Origin of the sequence: Streptomyces sp. WAC07094 (assembly GCF_036320405.1) — a bacterium.
GTDB lineage: Bacteria > Actinomycetota > Actinomycetes > Streptomycetales > Streptomycetaceae > Streptomyces > Streptomyces lannensis.
In genome coordinates this window covers 3,625,136-3,645,063 of sequence record NZ_JAVMJZ010000001.1, presented here as the reverse complement: position 1 = coordinate 3,645,063, position 19,928 = coordinate 3,625,136, and the positions used below count along the sequence as shown (strand labels likewise).

The 19,928-nt window shown below is 71.6% G+C and carries 18 protein-coding genes; 8 read left to right on the top strand and 10 right to left on the bottom strand.

Annotation, left to right across the window (positions count from 1 at the left end; genetic code table 11):
• Positions 1-8 precede the first annotated feature (8 nt).
• Entirely contained in the window at positions 9-1,007 is a 999-nt protein-coding gene (locus tag RCR19_RS16035; RefSeq protein WP_331265763.1) for an ABC transporter ATP-binding protein, read from the top strand.
• Positions 994-1,884 (top strand): ABC transporter permease, encoded by an 891-nt coding sequence (locus RCR19_RS16030; protein WP_331265762.1) that lies wholly within the window; start codon positions 994-996, stop codon positions 1,882-1,884. Before RCR19_RS16035 ends, RCR19_RS16030 begins: the two co-directional genes overlap by 14 nt.
• A gap of 3 nt (positions 1,885-1,887) precedes the next feature.
• Here RCR19_RS16030 and RCR19_RS16025 read toward each other — a convergent pair whose 3' ends face one another.
• The 3 genes from RCR19_RS16025 to RCR19_RS16015 form a co-directional block, all read right to left on the bottom strand.
• Entirely contained in the window at positions 1,888-2,478 is a 591-nt protein-coding gene (locus RCR19_RS16025; RefSeq protein ID WP_331265761.1) for an NAD(P)H-dependent oxidoreductase, read from the bottom strand.
• A 69-nt stretch (positions 2,479-2,547) separates the two neighbouring features.
• Complete coding sequence (locus RCR19_RS16020) at positions 2,548-3,084, bottom strand: NUDIX hydrolase (protein WP_331269456.1); 537 nt, start codon at positions 3,082-3,084, stop codon at positions 2,548-2,550.
• Positions 3,085-3,086: 2 nt separating this feature from the next.
• On the bottom strand, positions 3,087-3,629 hold the full coding sequence (locus RCR19_RS16015) for a hypothetical protein (RefSeq protein WP_331265760.1): 543 nt from the start codon (positions 3,627-3,629) through the stop codon (positions 3,087-3,089).
• 479 nt (positions 3,630-4,108) lie between these two features.
• Here RCR19_RS16015 and RCR19_RS16010 point away from each other — a divergent pair, with 479 nt between their 5' ends.
• Positions 4,109-6,214 carry a hypothetical protein gene (locus tag RCR19_RS16010; RefSeq protein WP_331265759.1) on the top strand — a complete coding sequence of 702 codons (2,106 nt, stop codon included), beginning with the start codon at positions 4,109-4,111 and terminating at the stop codon, positions 6,212-6,214.
• Between the two features lie 73 nt (positions 6,215-6,287).
• On the opposite strand, the gene rarD is transcribed toward RCR19_RS16010, so the two are convergent.
• Together rarD and RCR19_RS16000 are read right to left on the bottom strand one after the other, a co-directional pair.
• On the bottom strand, positions 6,288-7,301 hold the full coding sequence (gene rarD, locus RCR19_RS16005) for an EamA family transporter RarD (protein ID WP_331265758.1): 1,014 nt from the start codon (positions 7,299-7,301) through the stop codon (positions 6,288-6,290).
• Between the two features lie 128 nt (positions 7,302-7,429).
• Positions 7,430-8,284 (bottom strand): SDR family oxidoreductase, encoded by an 855-nt coding sequence (locus RCR19_RS16000; RefSeq protein WP_331265757.1) that lies wholly within the window; start codon positions 8,282-8,284, stop codon positions 7,430-7,432.
• Between the two features lie 90 nt (positions 8,285-8,374).
• On the opposite strand from RCR19_RS16000, the gene RCR19_RS15995 reads away from it, so the two are divergent.
• Positions 8,375-8,785 carry a helix-turn-helix domain-containing protein gene (locus RCR19_RS15995; RefSeq protein WP_331265756.1) on the top strand — a complete coding sequence of 137 codons (411 nt, stop codon included), beginning with the start codon at positions 8,375-8,377 and terminating at the stop codon, positions 8,783-8,785.
• A 32-nt stretch (positions 8,786-8,817) separates the two neighbouring features.
• Here RCR19_RS15995 and RCR19_RS15990 read toward each other — a convergent pair whose 3' ends face one another.
• From RCR19_RS15990 to RCR19_RS15970, 5 genes are all read right to left on the bottom strand, one after another.
• Entirely contained in the window at positions 8,818-9,897 is a 1,080-nt protein-coding gene (locus RCR19_RS15990; RefSeq protein WP_331265755.1) for a 2-oxoacid:ferredoxin oxidoreductase subunit beta, read from the bottom strand.
• Entirely contained in the window at positions 9,890-11,818 is a 1,929-nt protein-coding gene (locus RCR19_RS15985; protein ID WP_331265754.1) for a 2-oxoacid:acceptor oxidoreductase subunit alpha, read from the bottom strand. The genes RCR19_RS15990 and RCR19_RS15985 overlap by 8 nt, the downstream gene beginning before the upstream one ends.
• Positions 11,819-12,083: 265 nt before the next feature.
• The gene (locus RCR19_RS15980) at positions 12,084-12,743 is read right to left on the bottom strand and encodes a response regulator transcription factor (protein WP_308119955.1); all 660 of its coding nucleotides are present in this window, start codon (positions 12,741-12,743) and stop codon (positions 12,084-12,086) included.
• Positions 12,744-13,212: 469 nt separating this feature from the next.
• Positions 13,213-14,565, bottom strand: a complete 1,353-nt coding sequence (locus RCR19_RS15975; protein ID WP_331265753.1) for a sensor domain-containing protein — start codon at positions 14,563-14,565, stop codon at positions 13,213-13,215.
• 231 nt (positions 14,566-14,796) lie between these two features.
• On the bottom strand, positions 14,797-16,026 hold the full coding sequence (locus RCR19_RS15970; protein ID WP_331265752.1) for a sensor domain-containing protein: 1,230 nt from the start codon (positions 16,024-16,026) through the stop codon (positions 14,797-14,799).
• Between the two features lie 318 nt (positions 16,027-16,344).
• Here RCR19_RS15970 and RCR19_RS15965 point away from each other — a divergent pair, with 318 nt between their 5' ends.
• From RCR19_RS15965 to RCR19_RS15950, 4 genes are read left to right on the top strand one after another with little or no spacing between them, the layout of a single operon-like run.
• A complete protein-coding gene (locus RCR19_RS15965; protein WP_331269455.1) occupies positions 16,345-16,782 on the top strand; it encodes an NADH-quinone oxidoreductase subunit A in 438 nt (145 codons plus the stop codon).
• Positions 16,773-17,441 (top strand): NADH-quinone oxidoreductase subunit B family protein, encoded by a 669-nt coding sequence (locus tag RCR19_RS15960; RefSeq protein ID WP_331265751.1) that lies wholly within the window; start codon positions 16,773-16,775, stop codon positions 17,439-17,441. The genes RCR19_RS15965 and RCR19_RS15960 overlap by 10 nt, the downstream gene beginning before the upstream one ends.
• Positions 17,438-18,928: an NADH-quinone oxidoreductase subunit C gene (locus RCR19_RS15955; RefSeq protein ID WP_331265750.1), complete on the top strand. Its 1,491-nt coding sequence runs from the start codon at positions 17,438-17,440 to the stop codon at positions 18,926-18,928. The genes RCR19_RS15960 and RCR19_RS15955 overlap by 4 nt, the downstream gene beginning before the upstream one ends.
• Positions 18,925-19,893, top strand: coding sequence for a complex I subunit 1 family protein (locus RCR19_RS15950; RefSeq protein ID WP_331265749.1), 969 nt, complete (start codon positions 18,925-18,927; stop codon positions 19,891-19,893). Before RCR19_RS15955 ends, RCR19_RS15950 begins: the two co-directional genes overlap by 4 nt.
• Positions 19,894-19,928: the final 35 nt, after the last annotated feature.

Sequence of the window (19,928 nt, the reverse complement as noted above, 5' to 3'; positions counted from 1 at the left end):
GAGAGCCCATGGAGGAGCTGTCCGCCGCGGAAGCGGGGGCGGAAACGGCGCCGGGGGCGGCGCCGGGCGACCCGGACGCCGCGGTCATCGCCACCCGCGCCCTCACCAAGCGCTACCGCGGTGGGCAGCTCGCCGTCGACGGGCTCGATCTGACCGTCCCGGCGGGGAGCGTCTTCGGCTTCCTCGGGCCGAACGGCTCCGGCAAGACCACCACCATCCGCATGCTGATGGGCCTGATCGCGCCCACCACGGGCGCGGCGCGCGTCCTGGGGCGGCCCATGCCGAGGGCCTCACGCACCGTGCTCCCACAGGTCGGCGCCCTCATCGAGGGCCCGGCCCTGTACGGCTTCCTCTCCGGCCACGACAACCTCCTGCGCCTCGACTCCGCCGACCCCACCGCCGACCCGCGCACCAGGCGTGCGCGGGTCGCGGCCGCGCTGGACCGGGTCGGCCTCACGGCGGCGGGCGGCAAGAAGGCCAAGGCGTACTCCCTGGGGATGAAGCAGCGCCTGGGACTGGCGGCCGCGCTGCTCCAGCCCCGCAGACTCCTCGTCCTGGACGAGCCGACCAACGGCCTCGACCCCCAGGGCATGCGCGAGATCCGCTCCCTGGTGCGCGAACTGGCGTCCGACGGTACGACCGTGTTCCTCTCCTCCCATCTGCTCGACGAGATCGAGCAGGTCTGCACGCACGCCGCGGTGATGGCACAGGGACGACTGATCACACAGGGTGCGGTGGCGGACCTGGCCGCCGGAGCGCGCGGACGTCTCGTCGTGACGACTCCGGACGTGACGGACGCCGCCCGCGCCCTGAAGGAACAGGGTGTGGCCGACGTGGTGGTGGAGGACGGCAGGGTGACGGGCGAGCCTCCGGACCGCGAACTGGGTGAGGTGAACGCCGCGTTGGTCGCCGCCGGGGTCCGCGTCCGCGGCTTCGGAGTGGAACGGGCCTCCCTGGAGGACGCGTTCGTGGCGCTGACGGGAGAGGGCTTCGATGTCGCAGGGTGAGCAGGTCGCGGTGGCGCGGGCCTCGGACTCCCGGCGGCCGGGTCCGCTGTGGACCTTCGGCCTGCTGCGCAGTGAGCTGGTGACGACCTTCCGGCGCTGGCGCACGCTCGCCCTGCTCGCCGTGCTGGCCGGTGTGCCGATCCTCGTCGGGATCGCCGTCAAGATCGAGACGAGCGACGGCTCCGGCGGACAGGGCGGTGGGGGCGGCCCGGCGTTCATCACCCAGATCACCAACAACGGCCTGTTCCTGGTCTTCACGGCGCTCGCCGCCACCCTGCCGTTCTTCCTGCCGATGGCGGTCGGGGTGGTCGCGGGGGACGCGATCGCCGGCGAGGCGAACTCCGGAACGCTGCGCTATCTCCTCGTCGCGCCCGCCGGCCGCACCCGGCTGCTGCTCACCAAATACGCGACCACGATGGCCTTCTGCGTCGTCGCCACCCTGGTCGTCGCGCTCTCGGCGCTCGCGATGGGCGCCCTGCTCTTTCCGCTGGGTGATCTGACGACGATCTCGGGCACCCGCATCAGCTTCGCCGAAGGTCTGGCCCGGGCCCTGCTCATCGCGCTGGTCGTCGCCGTGTCGCTGATGGGCGTGGCGGCGCTCGGCCTGTTCGTCTCGACCCTCACCAACAGCGGCATCGCGGCGATGGCGACGACGGTCGGCCTGCTGATCACGGTCCAGATCCTCGACCAGATACCGCAGTTGCACGCCCTGCAGCCGTACTTCTTCTCGCACTACTGGCTGTCCTTCGCCGACCTGATGCGCGAGCCGGTCTACTGGCACGACCTGACCCGCAACCTGGGCCTGCAGGCCCTCTACGCGGCCGTCTTCGGTTCGGCGGCGTGGGCACGCTTCACCGCCAAGGACATCACCGCGTAGGGCTCACACGAGCGCCGTCTCGTACGGGAAGCGGGCGAGCGGCGCGTCCTGTGCGAAGAACGTCCCGGCACGGCCCAGGGCCCCGGCGTCCCTCAGCACGTCCCCGGGCCTGCTGCCGTTGCCGAGCAGTACGCCGCCGAACCGCATGCGCATGTAGGCGGCCGTGTTGTTGAGCGTGCCGACGAGGGGGTCTGCCACCTCCCGCTCCTCGTGGGCGAGCGCGGTGACGCCCCACAGAGTGCGCCCCGCCATCTCCCTCCTGAACTCCAGGCCGGGGGTCCGCAGCCAGCCCGACCAGTGATCCAGGTAGCGCTTGGTGTGCGCGGACACCGAATACCAGTACAGCGGCGACGCGATCACGATGTCCGTCGCCGCGAGCGTGGCGTCGAGCAGCAGGGCGGCGGTGCCCTCGGTGGGGCGGAGATGGTCGCTGTCGTGCCGCACGTCCTCGAAGTCGGGGAGTGGGTGCCGCGCGAGCCCGATCCACTCCTGCGGGACGTCGGCGGGCAGGCGCTCGGCGGCGTGGCGCGCCAGCAGCTCCGTGTTGCCACCGCTGCGCGAGCTGCCGAGGACGAAGAGGAAACGCCGGCTCATGAGACCCCCTTGGGTGCACACCCGAGCCCTGACGGGCGATTACATGCACATACATTAAATGCATGTGCACTAACTGTCCATCGTGACGTCGAGCAGGAGGGCCATCACCGCGACCAACGTCGCGCTGCTGACGATCTCCCCTCGCTCGATCATGGCGCGCACCTGGGGCAACGCGATCCACTCCAGGCGGTCCGACTCGTTGCGCTCGACGGGTTCGCCGACGTACGCGGCGTCGTCCGTGCGGAAGACGAAGTGCCGGGAGTCGGTGATACCGGCCGCGGGCTCCGCGCGAATGAGCGGCCTGAGCGAACCCGCGCGCAGGCCCGTCTCCTCCTCCAGCTCGCGCGCGGCCGCGGCGACGGGCTCCTCACCGTCCTCGACGAGCCCCATGGGCAGCTCCCAGGCCCAGGTGCCGGTGACGAAGCGGTGGCGCCACATCATGAGCACGCGTCGCCCGTCGTCGACGGCCGCGGTGACGGCGACGTCGCGCAGCCGGACGACGTGGTACTCGCAGCGCTCCCCGTCGGGCTGTTCCACCTCCAGTGCGCGCAGCCGCACCCAGGGCGTGTCGTACAACGCCCGCTCCCCGTGCACGGCCCATCGCATGCTCACCGCTCCCCCCGGGCACCGGAGGGTGCGAACACGCCCGTGAGCCGGGCCAGTTGCTCGCACCCGCGGGGCGGTCCGCCGTCCGGATCGCCGGTGCGCCAGGCCGGTACCCATGGCACGCGGTAGACGTCGATCAGCGACTCCAGCACCGTGACATGCCGGCCGAGCGGACGGGGCAGCCGGCCGGGTGCGTCCGCGACCAGCACGACGGCGTCGAGATCGAGGCCGGGCGGCGCCTCACCGCGCCGGAAGACGTCGAGGAACCCGAGTGCGGCCCGCAGGCCCGTCGCATGGGTACGGGCGACCAGGAGCACCGAGGACGGTTCGCCCTGCACCGGGCGTGGCCAGTCGCGGCCCGCGTCGAAACCGCCGAAGACGGCGGCGAGGGTGGACGCGCCGGCGCCGCCGTGGGTGGCCATCCACGCGAACGTCCTGGGTGCTGCGACGCCTTGGGCGCCCTCCGGCCAGGGCCCGGTGTCGGCCACCGGCCCGCGAAGCCAGATCCCGGGCCCGCGAGGCCCCTGTTGTGCGATCCCTTGCATCGCCACTCTCCTCGTTCGCTCGCCGCACCCCGATCCTCACGTCGGCACGCGCATCGGGTAACGGGCCACCGGTTCCTGGGACGAGCTTGTGACGCTGCGGTGACGCGCGCGGGGGACGGGAGCGGCAGACTCTGGTGCGTACGTACGTCTCCGTACGCATGTCCGGAGCCGGAGGCCTGGGGGGCCGATGTCGAACGGGGCCAGGATCGCCGTGAAGAAGGCCGTGCCGGGCCGAACCGGTGGTGCGGACAGGGCCGTTGAAGGGACGCCGGGGGAACGGACGAGCGCGGGCGCCCGCCGGCACGCGGCTGAGCGGCGGGACGCCGGAACGGCGAGGGCGGCCGGGCACGGCGTCGCCCGTACGACGGCCGGTCCGCGTACGCTGGGCGCCTGTGAGCGCCTTGTGGGGGACACAGCGACGACTGCTTCCTCCGCCTCCGCCACCCTTTCCTCCACCGACCGACCCGAGTGAGGGAATGATGACTCGACTCAGCCGCGATCAGAAGCGGGGGCGTTCCGCTTCGGGGGCCGCGTCCGAGGGCGGTGCCGGGACCGGGACGGCGCCGATCGAGGTCCGGGTGCCGGCGGCGCCCGGCACGGAGACGACCGTGGGCGGGACGCCGGTGGCCGTGGGGCCGGACCAGGAGGCCCAGGAGGTCGTCCTGGACCACCTCCACCGGCGTGCCCTCGCCACGGGCCGCCCCGTCGTCGCGACGGTCCACGACGAACGGATCGGTTACGTCGTCGCGATCCGGGTCTATGTGGACGGGTCGAGCGAGTACGCGGTGGAGCCGGTGCGGATGGACACGGCCGGGACCGCGGATGCGCCGCAGGCCCAACGCCATGACGAGCCCACGCACGGCAGTCGACCGGTGGATGCCGAGGAGCCCGCGCCGGGCGCCTCGGCCCCGACGTTCCCGCTGAGGGCGGTACCCGAGCCGAGCGGGCCGTCGGTAACCCGGCCCCCGACCGCATCCCGTCCGTCGCCTCCGGCGGGCGTGCCCGGTGGACCGGGTATGCCGGGTGTGCAGTCGCCGGATGGCGGGACCGGTACGTCCCTTCCGGGCGCCGCACCGGAGCCGACGGGAACCCGCCCCGCACGTCCCGCCGGTCCCACCTCCGGCGCACCGTCGATGTCACCGCCCGTCCCCGCGACGCCCCCGACCACGCCGACGGCGCGGCCCGTGGCGCCCCCGGCGACCGGGGCGCCGGGGGCCACGGCTCCACAGCCCGCCCCGGCTCCTGCGTCGGCGGTCTGGGCCTCGGCGCCCGCCGCGCCCGATCGGCCGGTGCCCTCGCCTGCTGCGCCGCCGGCCCCCATGGCCGGTCCGCAGCCCGCTCCGGCTTCGCCTGCGACGGCGCGGGCCACCGGTCCTGTCCCGTCCGACCGGCCTGCGTCCGTGCCTGCCGCCTCGTCGGTCCGGTCGTCGCCCTCCGCCCCCCTGCCGCCGGCCGCGGCGCCCTCGTCCGGCCAGGGCCCAGCCCCTCGACCGGAGTCCCACGAGACCGGCCGGGACGTCGCACAGGGGCTGCCCGGGGGCACCGTCTCCACCTTCGTCCTGCGGGCCGTCCCCGAGGACGCCGCGCTGACCAGTGTCACGCCCGGGCCCGCTCAGGTGCTGCCCGCGCAGGACGCCGACGGGGGCCGGCCGACGTCGACCCGCGGGGAAGCGGCTCCCGCGCCGCAGGCCCCCGGCACCGTCTCCGCGCCCACGGGGACGTTCGGCCCGCCGCCGGTGATCCCCGCCGGGCCCGTCGCGCCGTCCTCGTCGCAGGCCACCCCGGCTCAGCCGTCCCCGATGCCGCTCTCCCGGCGCGCGACGACGGGCGCACCCCCGTCGTCCGCCGCCGTGCCCCCGCCCGCCTGGCCCGCCCCCGCTCCCTCGTCCGTGGAGACCCCCGAGGTGCTCGCCCCTCCCGCCACGGACGCCGATTCGGAACCGGATCCCTATTCCGCTCCCGACTGGAAGCCCACCCCGCCCCCGAAAACCGTTCCGGTCTCCGAGGTCGAGGAGGAGGCCAAGGAGCCTCCCGTGCGGGAGTTCGACTCCATGGCCGAGGCGGTGCTCGCCCCCGACTCCGGGGCCGTGCCGCCCGACGGTGCGGGCGGACCGATCGCGGAGCCCATGGCCCGGATCAACGCCGCGGTCAAGCAGGGCCGTATCGAAGAGGCCGCCGCCCTGGCCGAGCGGACCGTCGCCGACGCCTCCGGGAGTCTCGGCGACGACCATCCCGACGTTCTGCGCCTGCGCGAACTCACCGCCTACATCGCCTATCTGGCCACCGACGTCCTGCGTTCCTTCCATCTCTCGCTGGAGCTGGCCCGGCTCCGCCACCGACTTGGCGACTCACGGGGCGCGTACGGGAACGTGCAGAGCGCGGCCGCCGCCTGGCGTGCCGTCCGCGACCCGATCCAGGGGCTGCATCTCGGCCGTGACCTGATCGAGGTCTGGAGCGAACTCGCCGCCTCCGAGGGGCCTGCCGCCGACGACCTCGACCAGCTCGAACAGGCCCGCAACCGGATGGGCCGACTCGCCGATCGGGCCCGTGTCGCCGCCGCCGGCGAACCGCCCCGCCCCCAGTGAACCGAAGGGGGCCAGAGCCGCTGACGGCTCTGGCCCCCTCACATCGGCAGGCCGACGACGGGACGGTCCCGGTCTACGGCCGGGCCTCCACCGGCTGGTCGGAACCAGCCACCACGTCGTCCGCCCCGCGCGTGGCGCCCACCGTCCCGGTGGCCACGACCGCACCGGATGTCTCGAGCCCCGCCCTGAGTGCGCGGGCCGTCCGGTGGGCCGTGCGCAGCGCGTCCCAGGTCAGCAGCACCAGGGCGATCCAGACCAGCGCGAAGCCGGCCCAGCGCTCGGGCGGCATCGCCTCGTGGAAGTAGAGGATGCCCAGCAGGAACTGGAAGACCGGCGCCAGGTACTGGAGCAGTCCCAGGGTGGACAGCGGCACGCGGATCGCGGCGGCGCCGAAGCAGACGAGGGGCAGCGCGGTGACCACGCCGGTCGCGGCGAGCAGCGCCGCGTGTCCGGAGCCGTGGGCAGTGAAGGTCGATCCGTGCGAGGAGAGCCACAGCAGATACACCAGCGCGGGCACGAACTGCACGGCGGTCTCCGCCGCCAGCGACTCGATGCCGCCCAGGCTGACCTTCTTCTTCACCAGGCCGTACGTGGCGAAGGAGAAGGCGAGGCAGAGCGAGATCCACGGCGGCTGACCGTAGCCGACCGTCAGGACCACGACGGCGGCGAAGCCGACCCCGACCGCCGTCCACTGGACGGGCCGAAGCCGCTCCTTCAGGATCAGCACGCCCATCGCGATGGTGACGAGCGGGTTGATGAAGTAGCCGAGCGATGCCTCCACGACATGGCCGCTGTTGACGGCCCAGATGTAGACACCCCAGTTCACGGTGATGACAGCCGCGGCTATCGTCACCAGCCCCAGCCTGCGCGGCCGGCGCAACAGCTCGCCCGCCCAGGCCCAGCGCCGCATGACCAGCAGCGTGGCGATCACGATGACCAGGGACCACACCATCCGGTGGGCGAGGATCTCCATCGCTCCGGCGGGCTTCAGCAGCGGCCAGAAGAGGGGTACGAGCCCCCACATCCCATACGCCGCGAAGCCGTTCAGCAGACCTGTCCGCTGGTCGATCTTCGACTTCTCGGCCACGGGCCCCTCCTTCTCGCGCGACTGCTTCCGTGCAGCATCCACGAAGGTAGCGCGAGCGCCCCCGCCTGTCATGCCCGTATCGCCATACGGTCATGACAGGCGGGGTTGGTGGGGCCGGGGACGTGGGATCAGCCCTTGAGCGCGGCGGCGATCGACTCGGCGATGGTGATGGCCGGGCGGCCGGTCAGCCGCGAAAGGTCGCCGGTGAGGATGGCCAGCTCGCCCTTCTCGATGGACACGTCCACACCCGCGAAGATCGCGGCGACGGGTTCCGGCAGCCCGGCCCCGGTGAGGATGCCGGTGTAGGCCTCGACGGAGACGGGGGTGTAGACGATCTCCTTGCCCGAGTGCCGGGCCACCTCGGCCGCGAACTCGGCGAAGCCCCATGCCTCGTCGCCGCTCAGCTCGTACGTCTTGTTCTCGTGCCCCTCGCCGGTCAGCACCGCGACGGCGGCCGCCGCGTAGTCGGCGCGACCGGCGGAGGTGAGCTGGCCCTCGCCCGCGGCGTGCACGACGGCACCGTGCTCCAGTACGGGGGCGAGCTGCTCGGTGTAGTTCTCGTGGTACCAGCCGTTGCGCAGCAGCACATACGGCAGACCGGACGCGAGGACGGCCTCCTCGGTGGCCCGGTGGTCGTCGGCGAGGGCGGCCGTCAGGGTGCCCGGCGCGCTGGTGTAGGCGAGAAGCGCCACGTCGGCCGCCTTGGCCGCCCCGAGGACGACCTTGTGCTGGGCGACGCGGTCCCTGTCGACCTCGTTGCCGGAGATGAGCAGCACTTTGTCCCCGGCGGAGAAGAGGCCGTCGAAGGTCTCGGGGAAGTTGTAGTCGGCGACCGTGATCCGTACGCCGCGCTCCGCGAAGTCGGCGGCCTTCTCCGGGGTACGGACGACCGCGGTGATCTGGTCGGCCGGAACCTTCTCCAGCAACTGCTCGACGACATGACGGCCGAGATGCCCGGTGGCTCCGGTGACGACGATGCTCATGGTTCGGATCTCCTTGTGGGTGCGTGTAGCACTCACCCTAGGAGGGGTACTAACTTAGGGAAAGTACCCACCTTCAAGTAAGGTACTGGCATGACGGTAAGTAGCCAGGTCGCCGGCGGAGGCGACACCGATGCAGCGCGGTGCCCCTATCGACTCGTGCTCGAACATGTCACCAGCCGCTGGGGTGTTCTGGTGCTGATCGAGCTCCTGGACCGGCCGCACCGCTTCAGCGAGCTGCGGCGGGCGATCGGGAAGGTGGCGCGCGTCAGCGAGAAGATGCTCACCCAGACGCTCCAGACCCTGGAACGCGACGGCCTGGTCCACCGCGACGCCAAGCCGGTGATCCCGCCGAGGGTCGACTACTCCCTCACCGATCTGGGACGTGAGGCCGCCGAGCAGGTGCGTGCCCTGTCGCTGTGGACGCAGGACCGGATGTCCGACGTCGAGGAGGCCCGCCGGGCGTACGACGAGGCTCGGGCATCGAAGGCCCGGGCCTCGTGAGTCGACCGATGTCCCCCTGATCCCCTGGCGTCCTAGCCGACGACGGTCCAGGTGTCGTTGCCGTGTAGGAGGGTGGTGAGGTCGCCTTTGCCGTTGTGTTCGATGGCGGTGTCGAGTTGGTCGGCCATCTGGGTGTCGTAGACGGGGCGGTGGATGGAGCGTAGGACGCCGATGGGGGTGTGGTGGAGGGTGTTGGGGTCGGCGAGGCGGGTGAGGGCGAAGGCGGTGGTGGGGGTGGTGGCGTGGGCGTCGTGGATGAGGATGTCGGCTTCGTTGTCGGGGGTGACGGTGACGGTTTTGAGGTCGCCGGTGTGGGGGTCGCGCAGGACGCCGTGGGTGTGGTCGGGTCCGAAGCGGATGGGTTGGCCGTGTTCGAGGCGGATGACGGCTTCGTCGGCGGTGTGTTGGTCTTTGAGGGTGTCGAAGGCGCCGTCGTTGAAGATGTTGCAGTTCTGGTAGATCTCGACGAGGGCGGTGCCGGGGTGGGCGGCGGCTTGGCGTAGGACGTCGGTGAGGTGTTTGCGGTCGGAGTCGATGGTGCGGGCGACGAAGGTGGCTTCGGCTCCGAGGGCGAGTGAGAGGGGGTTGAAGGGGGCGTCGAGGGAGCCCATGGGGGTGGATTTGGTGATTTTGCCGGTTTCGGAGGTGGGGGAGTACTGGCCTTTGGTGAGGCCGTAGATGCGGTTGTTGAAGAGCAGGATTTTGAGGTTGACGTTGCGGCGCAGGGCGTGGATGAGGTGGTTGCCGCCGATGGATAGGGCGTCGCCGTCGCCGGTGACGACCCAGACGGACAGGTCGCGGCGGGAGGTGGCCAGGCCGGTGGCGATGGCGGGTGCGCGGCCGTGGATGGAGTGCATGCCGTAGGTGTTCATGTAGTACGGGAAGCGGGAGGAGCATCCGATGCCGGAGATGAACACGATGTTTTCTCTGGCCAGGCCGAGTTCGGGCATGAAGCCCTGGACGGCGGCCAGGACCGCGTAGTCGCCGCAGCCGGGGCACCAGCGGACTTCCTGGTCGGATTTGAAGTCCTTCATGCTCTGGCGGGCGATGGCTTTGGGCACGAGGGAGAGCGCGTCGATCGTGCCGGTGCCTTGGGTGGGCGTCTCAGCCATCGATGGCCTCCTGGAGAGCCGTGGCGAGTTGTTCGGCTTTGAAGGGCATGCCGTTGATCTGGGTGTGGGGGCGGGCGTCGACGAGGTAGGTGGCGCGGATGAGGGTGGTGAGCTGGCCGAGGTTCATCTCGGGGACGACGACGGTGTCGTAGTGGTGCAGGACGTCGCCGAGGTTGGCGGGGAAGGGGTTGAGGTGGCGCAGGTGGGCCTGGGCGATGGATTGGCCGGCGGTGCGCAGTCGGCGGACGGCGGCGGTGATGGGGCCGTAGGTGGAGCCCCAGCCCAGGACGAGGGTGCGGGCGTGGTGGGGGTCGTCGACGTCGAGGTCGGGCACGGTGATGCCGTCGATCTTGGCTTGGCGGGTGCGGACCATGAAGTCGTGGTTGGCGGGGTCGTAGGAGATGTTGCCGGTGCCGTCCTGTTTCTCGATGCCGCCGATGCGGTGTTCCAGGCCGGGGGTGCCGGGGATGGCCCAGGGGCGGGCCAGGGTCTGTGGGTCGCGCAGGTAGGGCCAGAACGCTGTGGTGCCGTCGGCCAGGGTGTGGTTGGGGCCCTGGGCGAACTGCACTCGCAGGTCGGGTAGTTCGTCGAGGTCGGGGATGCGCCAGGGCTCGGAGCCGTTGGCCAGGTAGCCGTCGGACAGCAGGAAGACGGGGGTGCGGTAGGTCAGTGCGATCCGGGCCGCCTCCAGTGCGGCGTCGAAGCAGTCTGCCGGGGTGCGCGGGGCGATCACCGCGACGGGGGCCTCGCCGTTGCGGCCGTACATCGCCTGCAGCAGATCGGCCTGCTCGGTCTTGGTCGGCAGGCCCGTGGAGGGGCCGCCGCGCTGGATGTCCACCACCAGCAGCGGCAATTCCAGGGAGACGGCCAGGCCGATCGTCTCGCTCTTGAGCGCCACCCCCGGACCGGAGGTCGTGGTCACGGCCAGTGAACCGCCGAACGCCGCGCCCAGTGCGGCCCCGATCCCGGCGATCTCGTCCTCCGCCTGGAAGGTACGCACTCCGAAGTTCTTGTGCCGGGACAACTCGTGCAGGATGTCGGAGGCGGGTGTGATCGGATACGAGCCCAAAAACAGTGGCAGGTCCGCCTGCCGGGACGCCGCGATCAGCCCGTAGGCCAGCGCCAGGTTCCCTGAGATGTTGCGGTAGGTCCCCACCGGGAACGCCGTCGTGGCCGGCGCGACCTCGTAGGAGACCGCGAAGTCCTCGGTGGTCTCACCGAAGTTCCAGCCCGCCCGGAACGCGGCGATGTTGGCCGCCGCGATGTCCGGCTTCTTCGCGAACTTCGCCCGCAGGAAACGCTCCGTGCCCTCCGTGGGCCGGTGATACATCCACGACAGCAGACCCAACGCGAACATGTTCTTGCTGCGCTCGGCCTCCTTGCGGCTGAGGTCGAACTCCTTCAGCGCCTGGACGGTCAGCGTGGTCAGCGGCACCGGATGGACCTGGTAGCCCTCCAGCGAGCCGTCCTGCAGCGGGCTGGTGTCATAGCCGACCTTCAGCAGCGCCCGTTTGGTGAACTCGTCCGTGTTGACGATGATCTCCGCGCCCCGCGGCAGGTCGCCCACGTTCGCCTTCAACGCGGCCGGGTTCATCGCCACCAGCACGTTCGGCGCGTCACCCGGCGTGAGGATGTCATGATCGGCGAAGTGCAACTGGAACGAGGACACACCCGGCAACGTGCCTGCCGGAGCACGGATCTCCGCGGGAAAGTTCGGCAACGTCGACAGATCGTTCCCGAACGACGCCGTCTCCGACGTGAAACGATCACCCGTCAACTGCATCCCGTCACCGGAATCCCCCGCAAAACGGATGATCACCCGGTCGAGCCTCTGCACATCCTTCGCGCCCGCCGGTTTGCGCTGTTCCCCTACGACGGCTCCGTCTGCCTGCTCCGCTGGACTGCTGACCTGGCTGGTCACTGAACTGGACCTCCCTCGAGGCGGCTGACCGGGAGGGGCCGGCCCACCGGCCTTCCCAGGATCAACCCTACGTCGGTAAGGGTCGCCTTCCCTCGGTCTCTCGCATGATGGACATCATGGCGAGACGATCCGACGCCCTGACTTGTCATGATTTTCCAGCCCCCCGACGATGCTTTTGAAGACGCTCCTTGTTCATCCTTTGGTTCTGGTGCTTCCGGAGTACCCGGCACTGCCGGTTCCGGCTTCGTGACACAGTGTCAGTCGATCAGGAGTTGAGGTAGGTGAGGACGGCGAGAACACGCCGGTGATCCCCGTCACTCTGTGACAGACCGAGCTTCAGGAAGATGTTGCTGACGTGCTTCTCGACGGCTCCGTCGCTCACGACGAGCTGCCGGGCGATCGCGGAGTTCGTCCTGCCCTCGGCCATCAGTCCTAGGACCTCCCGCTCCCGCGGTGTGAGCGCGGCCAGCACGTCCTGCTTCCGGCTGCGTCCGAGCAGTTGTGCGACCACCTCCGGGTCCAGCGCCGTACCCCCCTGGGCCACCCTCACCACGGCGTCCACGAACTCGCGCACCTCGGCGACCCGGTCCTTGAGCAGATAACCGACCCCGCGACTGGAACCGGCCAGCAGTTCGGTGGCGTACCGCTCCTCGACGTACTGGGACAGCACCAGCACGCCGAGCCCGGTGTGCGCCTTGCGGAGCTGGACCGCGGCCCTGACCCCCTCGTCCGTGTGGGTCGGCGGCATCCGCACGTCGGCGACCACGACATCGGGCAGCTCGCCGCGGTCCGCCAGCTCGGTGATGGTCTTGATCAATGCCTCGCCGTCGCCGACACCGGCGACGACCTCATGCCCGCGATCGGTCAGCAGCCGCGTCAGGCCCTCTCTGAGCAGCACTGAATCCTCGGCGATGACCACCCGCACCCTGTCCTCCACGATCCTCGGCCCCCGTGCCCTTCGTCTCCAGCCGTGTCTACCGGCGGTGTCCCGGGCGGCCCACGTCGTGAGGTCGCCCCTCGGCACCTCAGTATTACGCCGTCCGCGCCTTCTCACCGGGGCCTGTGGACAACTGAACCGGCCGTGTTCCGCCCGGCGGGCCTGGGGGAGTCTGCACCGGGGGAGGGACCGGGTCCCATGGGGGTGGGCGGGGTTCCGCCCGGGCCGGCGGGCAAGGCGCCGGCGGGGTGCGCGGGACGCTCGTGCCGGCGTCCTGCGCGGCAAGGCCGGGGTGTGGCAAGGGCGGTCCCGTGCGTCAAGGGCGGCGGGCGTCCTGCACGTCAAGGGCGGCGGACGTCCGGTGGCCCGATGAGCCGCCCGGGTGACAACCGCGCCGTGCCGCCCCCGCCGCACGAACGGACGGGGGCGGCGTGTCAGGGGCGGAGCCCGGTCGCCGTCAGGCCGACCGCCACGGCAGTTCGGCGGTGATCCGGGTCGGCCCCCCGGCCGGGGAATCCACCACCAGTACCCCGTCCACGGCATCGAGGCGTCCGGCCAGTCCGGCCAGCCCCGACCCGGCGGAGGTGTCCGCACCGCCGATCCCGTCGTCGGACACCTGCAACAGCAGCCGGTCCTCCACCCGCCACACGTCCACCGTCGCCCGTGTCGCCCGGGAGTGCTTGCTGACGTTCTGCAGCAGCTCCGACACGGTGAAGTAGGCGATGCCCTCGATCGCCGGCGCCGGCCGTGACGCGAGGTCCACGTCCATCTGAACCGGCACGGTGCACCGCGAGGCCACCGCCGACAGTGCCGCGTCCAGCCCCCGGTCCGTGAGCACCGCCGGATGGATGCCGCGGGCGAGGTCCCGCAGCTCCTGCAGGGCCGTTTTCACCTCTCCGTGCGCCTCGTCCACCATCCGCGCCGCCGCCTGCGGATCCTCGGTCAGCTTCTCCTTCGCCAGCCCCAGGTCCATGGCCAGCGCCACCAGGCGGGCCTGAGCCCCGTCGTGCAGATCCCGCTCGATGCGCCGCAGGTCCGCGGCCGCGGTGTCGACCACCACCCCGCGGTCCGACTCCAGCTCCACCACCCGTGTCGCCAGCCGCGAAGGCCCGAGCAGCCCGTGCACCAGCAGCCGGTCCACTGTCGTCAGCCCCCGCACGATCCACGGCGTGGCCAGCGTGATCAGCAGCCCCAGCAGCACGGTCACCGTGATCTCGAACGGGTTGTCCACATAGACGTGGTGCGTCTCGTCGCCGTAGAGCTGTATGCCGTCCTGCCCGAGGTACCTCGGGAACACCCAGAACCACAGCGGATACGTCAGCAGGGACCATCCGCACACCCAGAAGGTGACCCCCACACCGAACGAGAACACGGCCCACGGGAACTGCAGCACCGTGTAGAGCATGTGCCGCCACGACGTGCCGCTCCTGAGCATCGCCCCGACCCAGGCCATCGCGCCGCGTCGCTTCATCCGCAGCGGCTCGGGGTCGGCCACCTCGAGCCCCAGCAGCCCTCGCGCCCGTGCCCGCTCCAGCGCACCGAACCCTCGGGCTCCCGCGAGCGCCGCCGCGAGCACCGGGATCCCGAGGAACGTCACCAGCAGTCCCGCTCCGAGCGAGAACATCGTGACGCCGTAGGTGAACATCGTGATGCCGATCGGCAGGCTCAGCAGCAGGTAGCAGAACTCGCCCCAGCTGCGTCCCTCGATCGGCGCCCGCAGCGCGAGGGGAAGCCGGTGCCTCCGCCCCGCGGTGGCGCCCGATCCGGGGTCGTCCCACTCTCCGTACCCCTGCCCGTACTGCGTGGCCATCGGCGTCGTCCGTTCTCCTCGTCATCCACCCCTGCGCGGCGGGCCCGCTCGGCCCGCCGCAGGTTCGTACCCCCACCCTGCTGTCCCGGCGCCCGCCGGACCATGGAGCGCGTCGGCGTCTTGGACCGGGGGTTTTCCCCACCCCGCACCCGGTCCTCCCAGAGCCCCGATACGCCGAGCGGCCGTACGCTCCCGCGTACGACCGCCCCGCCGCCCCCGTTCGCCGGCCTCTCAGCCGCGCCGCGCCTCGTGCTCCCGGCCCCGCCACGGCAGCTCCGCCGTGACGGTCGTCGGGCCGCCCACCGGGGAGTCGACGACGAACAGGCCGTCGACCGCGCCCAGCCGCTCCGCGAGCCCCGCCATACCGCTTCCGGCGTCGAGGCTTGCGCCGCCCCGACCGTCGTCGTGCACTTGGATGAGCAGCCGCTCGTCGGTCCGCCAGACGTCGACCGAGGCGGATTTCGCCCCGCTGTGCTTGCTGATGTTCTGCAGCAGCTCCGAGACCGTGAAGTAGGCGATGCCCTCGATCGCCGCGGCCGGTCTCGCCTCCAGATCGACGGTCACCTTCACCGGCACGGTGCAGCGGGTGGCGACCGCCGACAGCGCCGCGTCCAGCCCCCGGTCGGTGAGCACCGCCGGATGGATGCCGCGCGCGAGGTCCCGCAGTTCCTGCAGCGCGAGCTTCACCTCGCCGTGCGCCTCCGCGACCATCGCCGCCGCCGAGTCCGGGTCCTCCAGCAGCTTCTCCTTGGCCAGACCGAGCCCCATCGCCAGATTCACGAGGCGGGCCTGTGCCCCGTCGTGGAGATCGCGCTCGATGCGCCGCAGATCCGCCGCCGCGGTGTCGACGACCACCCCGCGGTCGGACTCCAGTTCCGCGATGCGCCGTTCCAGCTCGTCCGAGGGGGACAGCAGTGCGCGCACCATGGCGCGGTCCACGTTCGTCAGCCCGCGGGTGATGAACGGCAGCACCGGCCACAGGACGAACAGCGACACCAACGTCACCGTGAAGGTCGCGATCCCCCAGGGCAGCCGGATGAATTCGTACAGGACCGTCCGCCAGCCCACCGGGTCCTTCAAGGCCAGCCACATCCGCTGGAACGTCCCGCCGCCCCTGCGCAACGGCAGGGGGCTCGGCTCCTCCACCCGCACTCCGAGCAGCGCCCTGGCCCGGGCCCGCTCCAGCTTGCCCAGCTGCCGTGCGCCCAGCAGCCCGAGGGCCAGGAGCGGCAGGCCGACCACGGTGGCCGTCATTCCCACACCTGTGGACAGCACCGTCACCACGTAGGTGAAGCCCACCAGCGACACCGGCAGATTGGCCAGCAGATGCGCGATCTCGCGCCAGGTGTGCCCACCTAGGGCCATGCGCGCGGGTGGCGGCCGCTCCCCGTCCGAATCGGTGGAAGGGGGCGGCGGGCGCCTGCCGTGCGGGGCGCCGGAGCTCGTGATGCGTTCGGTCATATCTTCCGGCCTCGTTCGGTCATGTCCGCCAGCCTGCCAACCCGGCCCCCGGGAACGCCATGAGGCGGACCGCCGAGACCTACTGGGGCAAACCCCACCCCTGCGGCTTCCGCGGCGGCGGGAGCGTAACCCTGCCCGCGGTGCGTGATCGATACCGCGAGCGGAGCACCGCGCGTCCCGGGGCGCGACGGGCTGCTTACCCTTTCTTTAGCAGGGCCTAGACTCCCGTGCGTACAGATCGTCGAACACACGGTTCATCAGAGTCACGGGGCCAGGGAGTGAGGGGCTGACGTGCCGGATCCGACCGCCGTCGCTGTCATGGCGGAGACCGGGAACGTGGGGAGCGGAAGCACGGCGGGCGCCGTGCACACCGGGAACGTCGTCGCGGCGGACTACTTCCAGTCCTACTCCGTCGTCGGGCTGCTCGCCGTCGTCGGTGTGCTGTTCGTCGCCGTCGCCTTCGGTGCGGGCCGCCTGCTGCGGCCCGTCGTGCCCACACCCGAGAAGCTCCTGACGTACGAGTGCGGCGTCGATCCCGTCGGTGAGGGCTGGGCCCACACCCAGGTCCGCTACTACGTCTACGCGTTCCTGTACGTGATCTTCGCGGTCGACTCGATCTTCCTGTTCCCCTGGGCGACGGTCTTCGCCGCCCCCGGCTACGGCGCGACGACGCTCGTGGAGATGTTCATCTTCCTCGGCTTCCTGGCCGTGGGACTGCTCTACGCATACAAGAAGGGCGTCCTCACATGGACGTGAACCCCTCGACCCCGTCGGCCCCGGAGCCGGTGCTGCTGCCGGAGCCCGAGGTTCTTCCAGCCGAAGGCAGGGGCAGGCTCGGCGCGCTCTCCCGGCTCGCCCCGGAGCCGATGAAGGTGATCCTGAACTGGGGTCGCCGCTACTCGCTGTGGGTCTTCAACTTCGGTCTCGCCTGCTGCGCGATCGAGTTCATCGCCGCCTCGATGGCCCGGCACGACTTCATCCGCCTGGGAGTGATCCCGTTCGCGCCCGGCCCGCGCCAGGCGGACCTGATGGTGGTGTCCGGCACGGTCACGGACAAGATGGCCCCGGCCGTCAAACGCCTGTATGAGCAGATGCCCGAGCCGAAGTACGTCATCTCCTTCGGCGCCTGCTCGAACTGCGGTGGCCCCTACTGGGACTCGTACTCGGTCACCAAGGGCGTCGACCAGATCATCCCGGTGGACGTCTACGTACCCGGCTGCCCGCCGCGTCCCGAGGCACTGCTCCAGGGCATCCTCAAACTCCAGGAGAAGATCGCGCGCGAGTCGCTGGGGGAGCGGTACGGCGCGACGCGGCCGTCCACGGCAGCCCTGCAGAGCGGCCTGGTCCAGCCGCCGTCCACGGCGACGGCCCCAGGCGGGCCGGCCGCGGACGAGGGACCGGGGGTGGCACGATGACCGGGACCGGCTGGCTGCCCGCGCCCGTCGAGGACCTCTTCGGCGCGGAGGCCACGGTCGAGGAGTCGTACGAGGTCCTGACGGTCGACGTGCCCGCCTCGGGCTGGATCCCGGCGCTTCGGGTGGCCCGCGACGACCTGGGCTGCACGTTCTTCGACTGGCTGAGCGCGGTCGACGACCCCGGCACGGGCATGCGCGTCTCTGCCCACGTCGTGGCCCTGACGCCGGTCCGCCGTCTGCTCGTGCGCACGACGGTCCCGCACGACGCCCCCGTCCTCCCCTCCGCCGTCGACGTCTACGCGGGCGCCGCCTGGCACGAACGCGAGACCCACGAGATGTTCGGTGTCTCCTTCGAAGGCCACCCGGGGCTGGACCACTTGCTTTTGCCCGAGGGTTTCGAGGGGCACCCGCTGCGCAAGGACTTCGTCCTGGCGGCCCGGGTCGCCAAGGCCTGGCCCGGCGCGAAGGAACCGGGCGAGTCCGACCACGGCGGCCCCAAGCGCCGCCAGATGCTGCCCCCGGGGGTACCCGACCCGAACGAGTGGGGGCCCCTCAAGGGACAGCTTCCCCCGGCCCCCGCCCGCACGGCCCGTGCCGCAGGACGCACGGCCGGCGACCGCCCCGTCCGTCGCACCCGCACGGCAGCGGAGGGCTCCGCGACCCAGGCCCCGGCCACGAGCGAGCCCACGCAGACCCCGCCCCCGCCCCGTCGGGCGCGGAGTGCGTCGGAGGGTTCGGCGTCGCAGCGTGAGGCCGAGGCGGGCGCCGGGTCCGCCGGTCCTGCGGCGGGTGCGCGTCGGGCGCGGAGTGCGTCCGAGGGCTCGGCCTCGCAGCGCGCGCAGGGGGCCGGGACGGAAGGCGCCGATGGAGAAACGGCGGCCGGTGCCCGGCGTACACGCAGCGCGGCCGGAGGATCCGCCTCGCAGCGTGCGGACGCCTCCCAAGCCCCAGACACAGGTGCGACCCCCGAACCCTCCACTGCGGCGCGCACCTCGGACGCCCCCTGGCACCACGCCCGCCCGGCCTTCGAAGAGCCTTCCCGCTCCACCTCCTCGCCGGAACGTCCGGCCAGGGAGGACAGCGCGGACGCCGCGGATACGGCGAACAGCGCGGACAGCACCGACAGGGCCGGCACCGCGGACACGGCCGACCTGGCGGAGGCGGCCGAGGGGACGACTGCGGCCGGGACCGCGGGCGGGGCCGCACCGGGAGCCGAGCCGAAGGCGGACGGTGCGACCGAACCGGAGGCGGAGGGTGCGGCCGAGCCGAAGGCCGAAGGCGCGGTCGAGCCCGACGCGGACGGTGCGACCGAGCCGGAAGCCGGGTCCACCCCCGAAGCCGATGAAGGCGCCGGCACCGAGGCGGCCGGTGGCGAAATCCGTCGCCCCGACGGCCCGCCCGCCGAGTCGCCGTCCTCGTCACCGTCACCGTCCCCGAACTCCGACGAATCCCCCACTCCCGACGACCCCACCGGAGGCACGCGGTGAACGGCGCTCTCGACGTCGGCCTGCGACTCCTGGTCGTGTTCGTCGTCTTCCTCACCTTCCCTTTGATCGTCGGCCAGACCGAACACAAGGTCATGGCTCATATGCAGGGCCGACTCGGCCCGATGTACGCCGGTGGTTTCCACGGCTGGGCGCAACTCGTCGCCGACGGCGTGAAGTTCGCGCAGAAGGAGGACGTCGTCCCGGCGGGCGCGGACCGTCGTGTCTTCCAACTGGCCCCCGCCGTCGCCCTCCTGCCGTACCTCCTCGTCCTCCTCGCCATCCCGATCGGCCCGGGCGAGGGCGCGGTCGGTCAGGTGATCGACGCGGGCATCTTCTTCGTCCTCGCCGTCATGGGCGTGGGTGTCCTCGGCTCGCTCATGGCCGGCTGGGCCTCCGCCAACAAGTTCTCCCTCCTGGGCGGTCTGCGCACCGCCGCGCAACTCCTCGCCTACGAACTCCCGATGCTGCTCGCCGCCGCCTCGGTGGCGATGGCGGCGGGCACCGTCTCGCTCCCCGGCATCGTCGGCGCCTTCGAGTGGTGGTGGCTGCCCTGGCAGATCGTCGGCGGGATCGTCTTCTTCGTCGCCGGCCTCGCCGAACTGCAGCGCCCGCCCTTCGACATGCCCGTCGCCGACTCGGAGATCATCTTCGGCGCGTACACCGAGTACACGGGGCTCCGATTCGCCCTGTTCCTGCTCGCCGAGTACGCCGGGATCATCGTCCTGTGCGGCCTGACCACCGTCCTCTTCCTGGGCGGCTGGCACGGTCCCTGGGGCGCCGAAGGCCTCGGCTGGGTCTGGACCCTGCTGAAGACCGCGATCCTCGCGTTCGTGGTCATCTGGCTGCGCGTCACCTACCCCCGCCTGCGGGAGGACCAGCTCCAGAAGCTCTCCTGGACCCTCCTCGTCCCCCTCTCCCTCGCCCAGATCGCCCTCACCGGCATCGTCAAGGTGGTGATCTCCTAGTGTCCCGCCCGTCGCACGACCACCCCACGACGACG

What these genes read in the sequence shown, in the direction of transcription:
- RCR19_RS16035 (WP_331265763.1), top strand. Translation starts at nt 9, where the DNA reads ATGGAGGAGCTGTCCGCCGCGGAAGCGGGGGCGGAAACGGCGCCGGGG.
- RCR19_RS16030 (WP_331265762.1), top strand. Translation starts at nt 994, where the DNA reads ATGTCGCAGGGTGAGCAGGTCGCGGTGGCGCGGGCCTCGGACTCCCGG.
- RCR19_RS16025 (WP_331265761.1), bottom strand. Translation starts at nt 2,478, where the DNA reads ATGAGCCGGCGTTTCCTCTTCGTCCTCGGCAGCTCGCGCAGCGGTGGC.
- RCR19_RS16020 (WP_331269456.1), bottom strand. Translation starts at nt 3,084, where the DNA reads ATGCGATGGGCCGTGCACGGGGAGCGGGCGTTGTACGACACGCCCTGG.
- RCR19_RS16015 (WP_331265760.1), bottom strand. Translation starts at nt 3,629, where the DNA reads ATGCAAGGGATCGCACAACAGGGGCCTCGCGGGCCCGGGATCTGGCTT.
- RCR19_RS16010 (WP_331265759.1), top strand. Translation starts at nt 4,109, where the DNA reads ATGACTCGACTCAGCCGCGATCAGAAGCGGGGGCGTTCCGCTTCGGGG.
- RCR19_RS16000 (WP_331265757.1), bottom strand. Translation starts at nt 8,284, where the DNA reads ATGAGCATCGTCGTCACCGGAGCCACCGGGCATCTCGGCCGTCATGTC.
- RCR19_RS15995 (WP_331265756.1), top strand. Translation starts at nt 8,375, where the DNA reads ATGACGGTAAGTAGCCAGGTCGCCGGCGGAGGCGACACCGATGCAGCG.
- RCR19_RS15990 (WP_331265755.1), bottom strand. Translation starts at nt 9,897, where the DNA reads ATGGCTGAGACGCCCACCCAAGGCACCGGCACGATCGACGCGCTCTCC.
- RCR19_RS15975 (WP_331265753.1), bottom strand. Translation starts at nt 14,565, where the DNA reads ATGGCCACGCAGTACGGGCAGGGGTACGGAGAGTGGGACGACCCCGGA.
- RCR19_RS15970 (WP_331265752.1), bottom strand. Translation starts at nt 16,026, where the DNA reads ATGACCGAACGCATCACGAGCTCCGGCGCCCCGCACGGCAGGCGCCCG.
- RCR19_RS15965 (WP_331269455.1), top strand. Translation starts at nt 16,345, where the DNA reads ATGGCGGAGACCGGGAACGTGGGGAGCGGAAGCACGGCGGGCGCCGTG.
- RCR19_RS15960 (WP_331265751.1), top strand. Translation starts at nt 16,773, where the DNA reads ATGGACGTGAACCCCTCGACCCCGTCGGCCCCGGAGCCGGTGCTGCTG.
- RCR19_RS15955 (WP_331265750.1), top strand. Translation starts at nt 17,438, where the DNA reads ATGACCGGGACCGGCTGGCTGCCCGCGCCCGTCGAGGACCTCTTCGGC.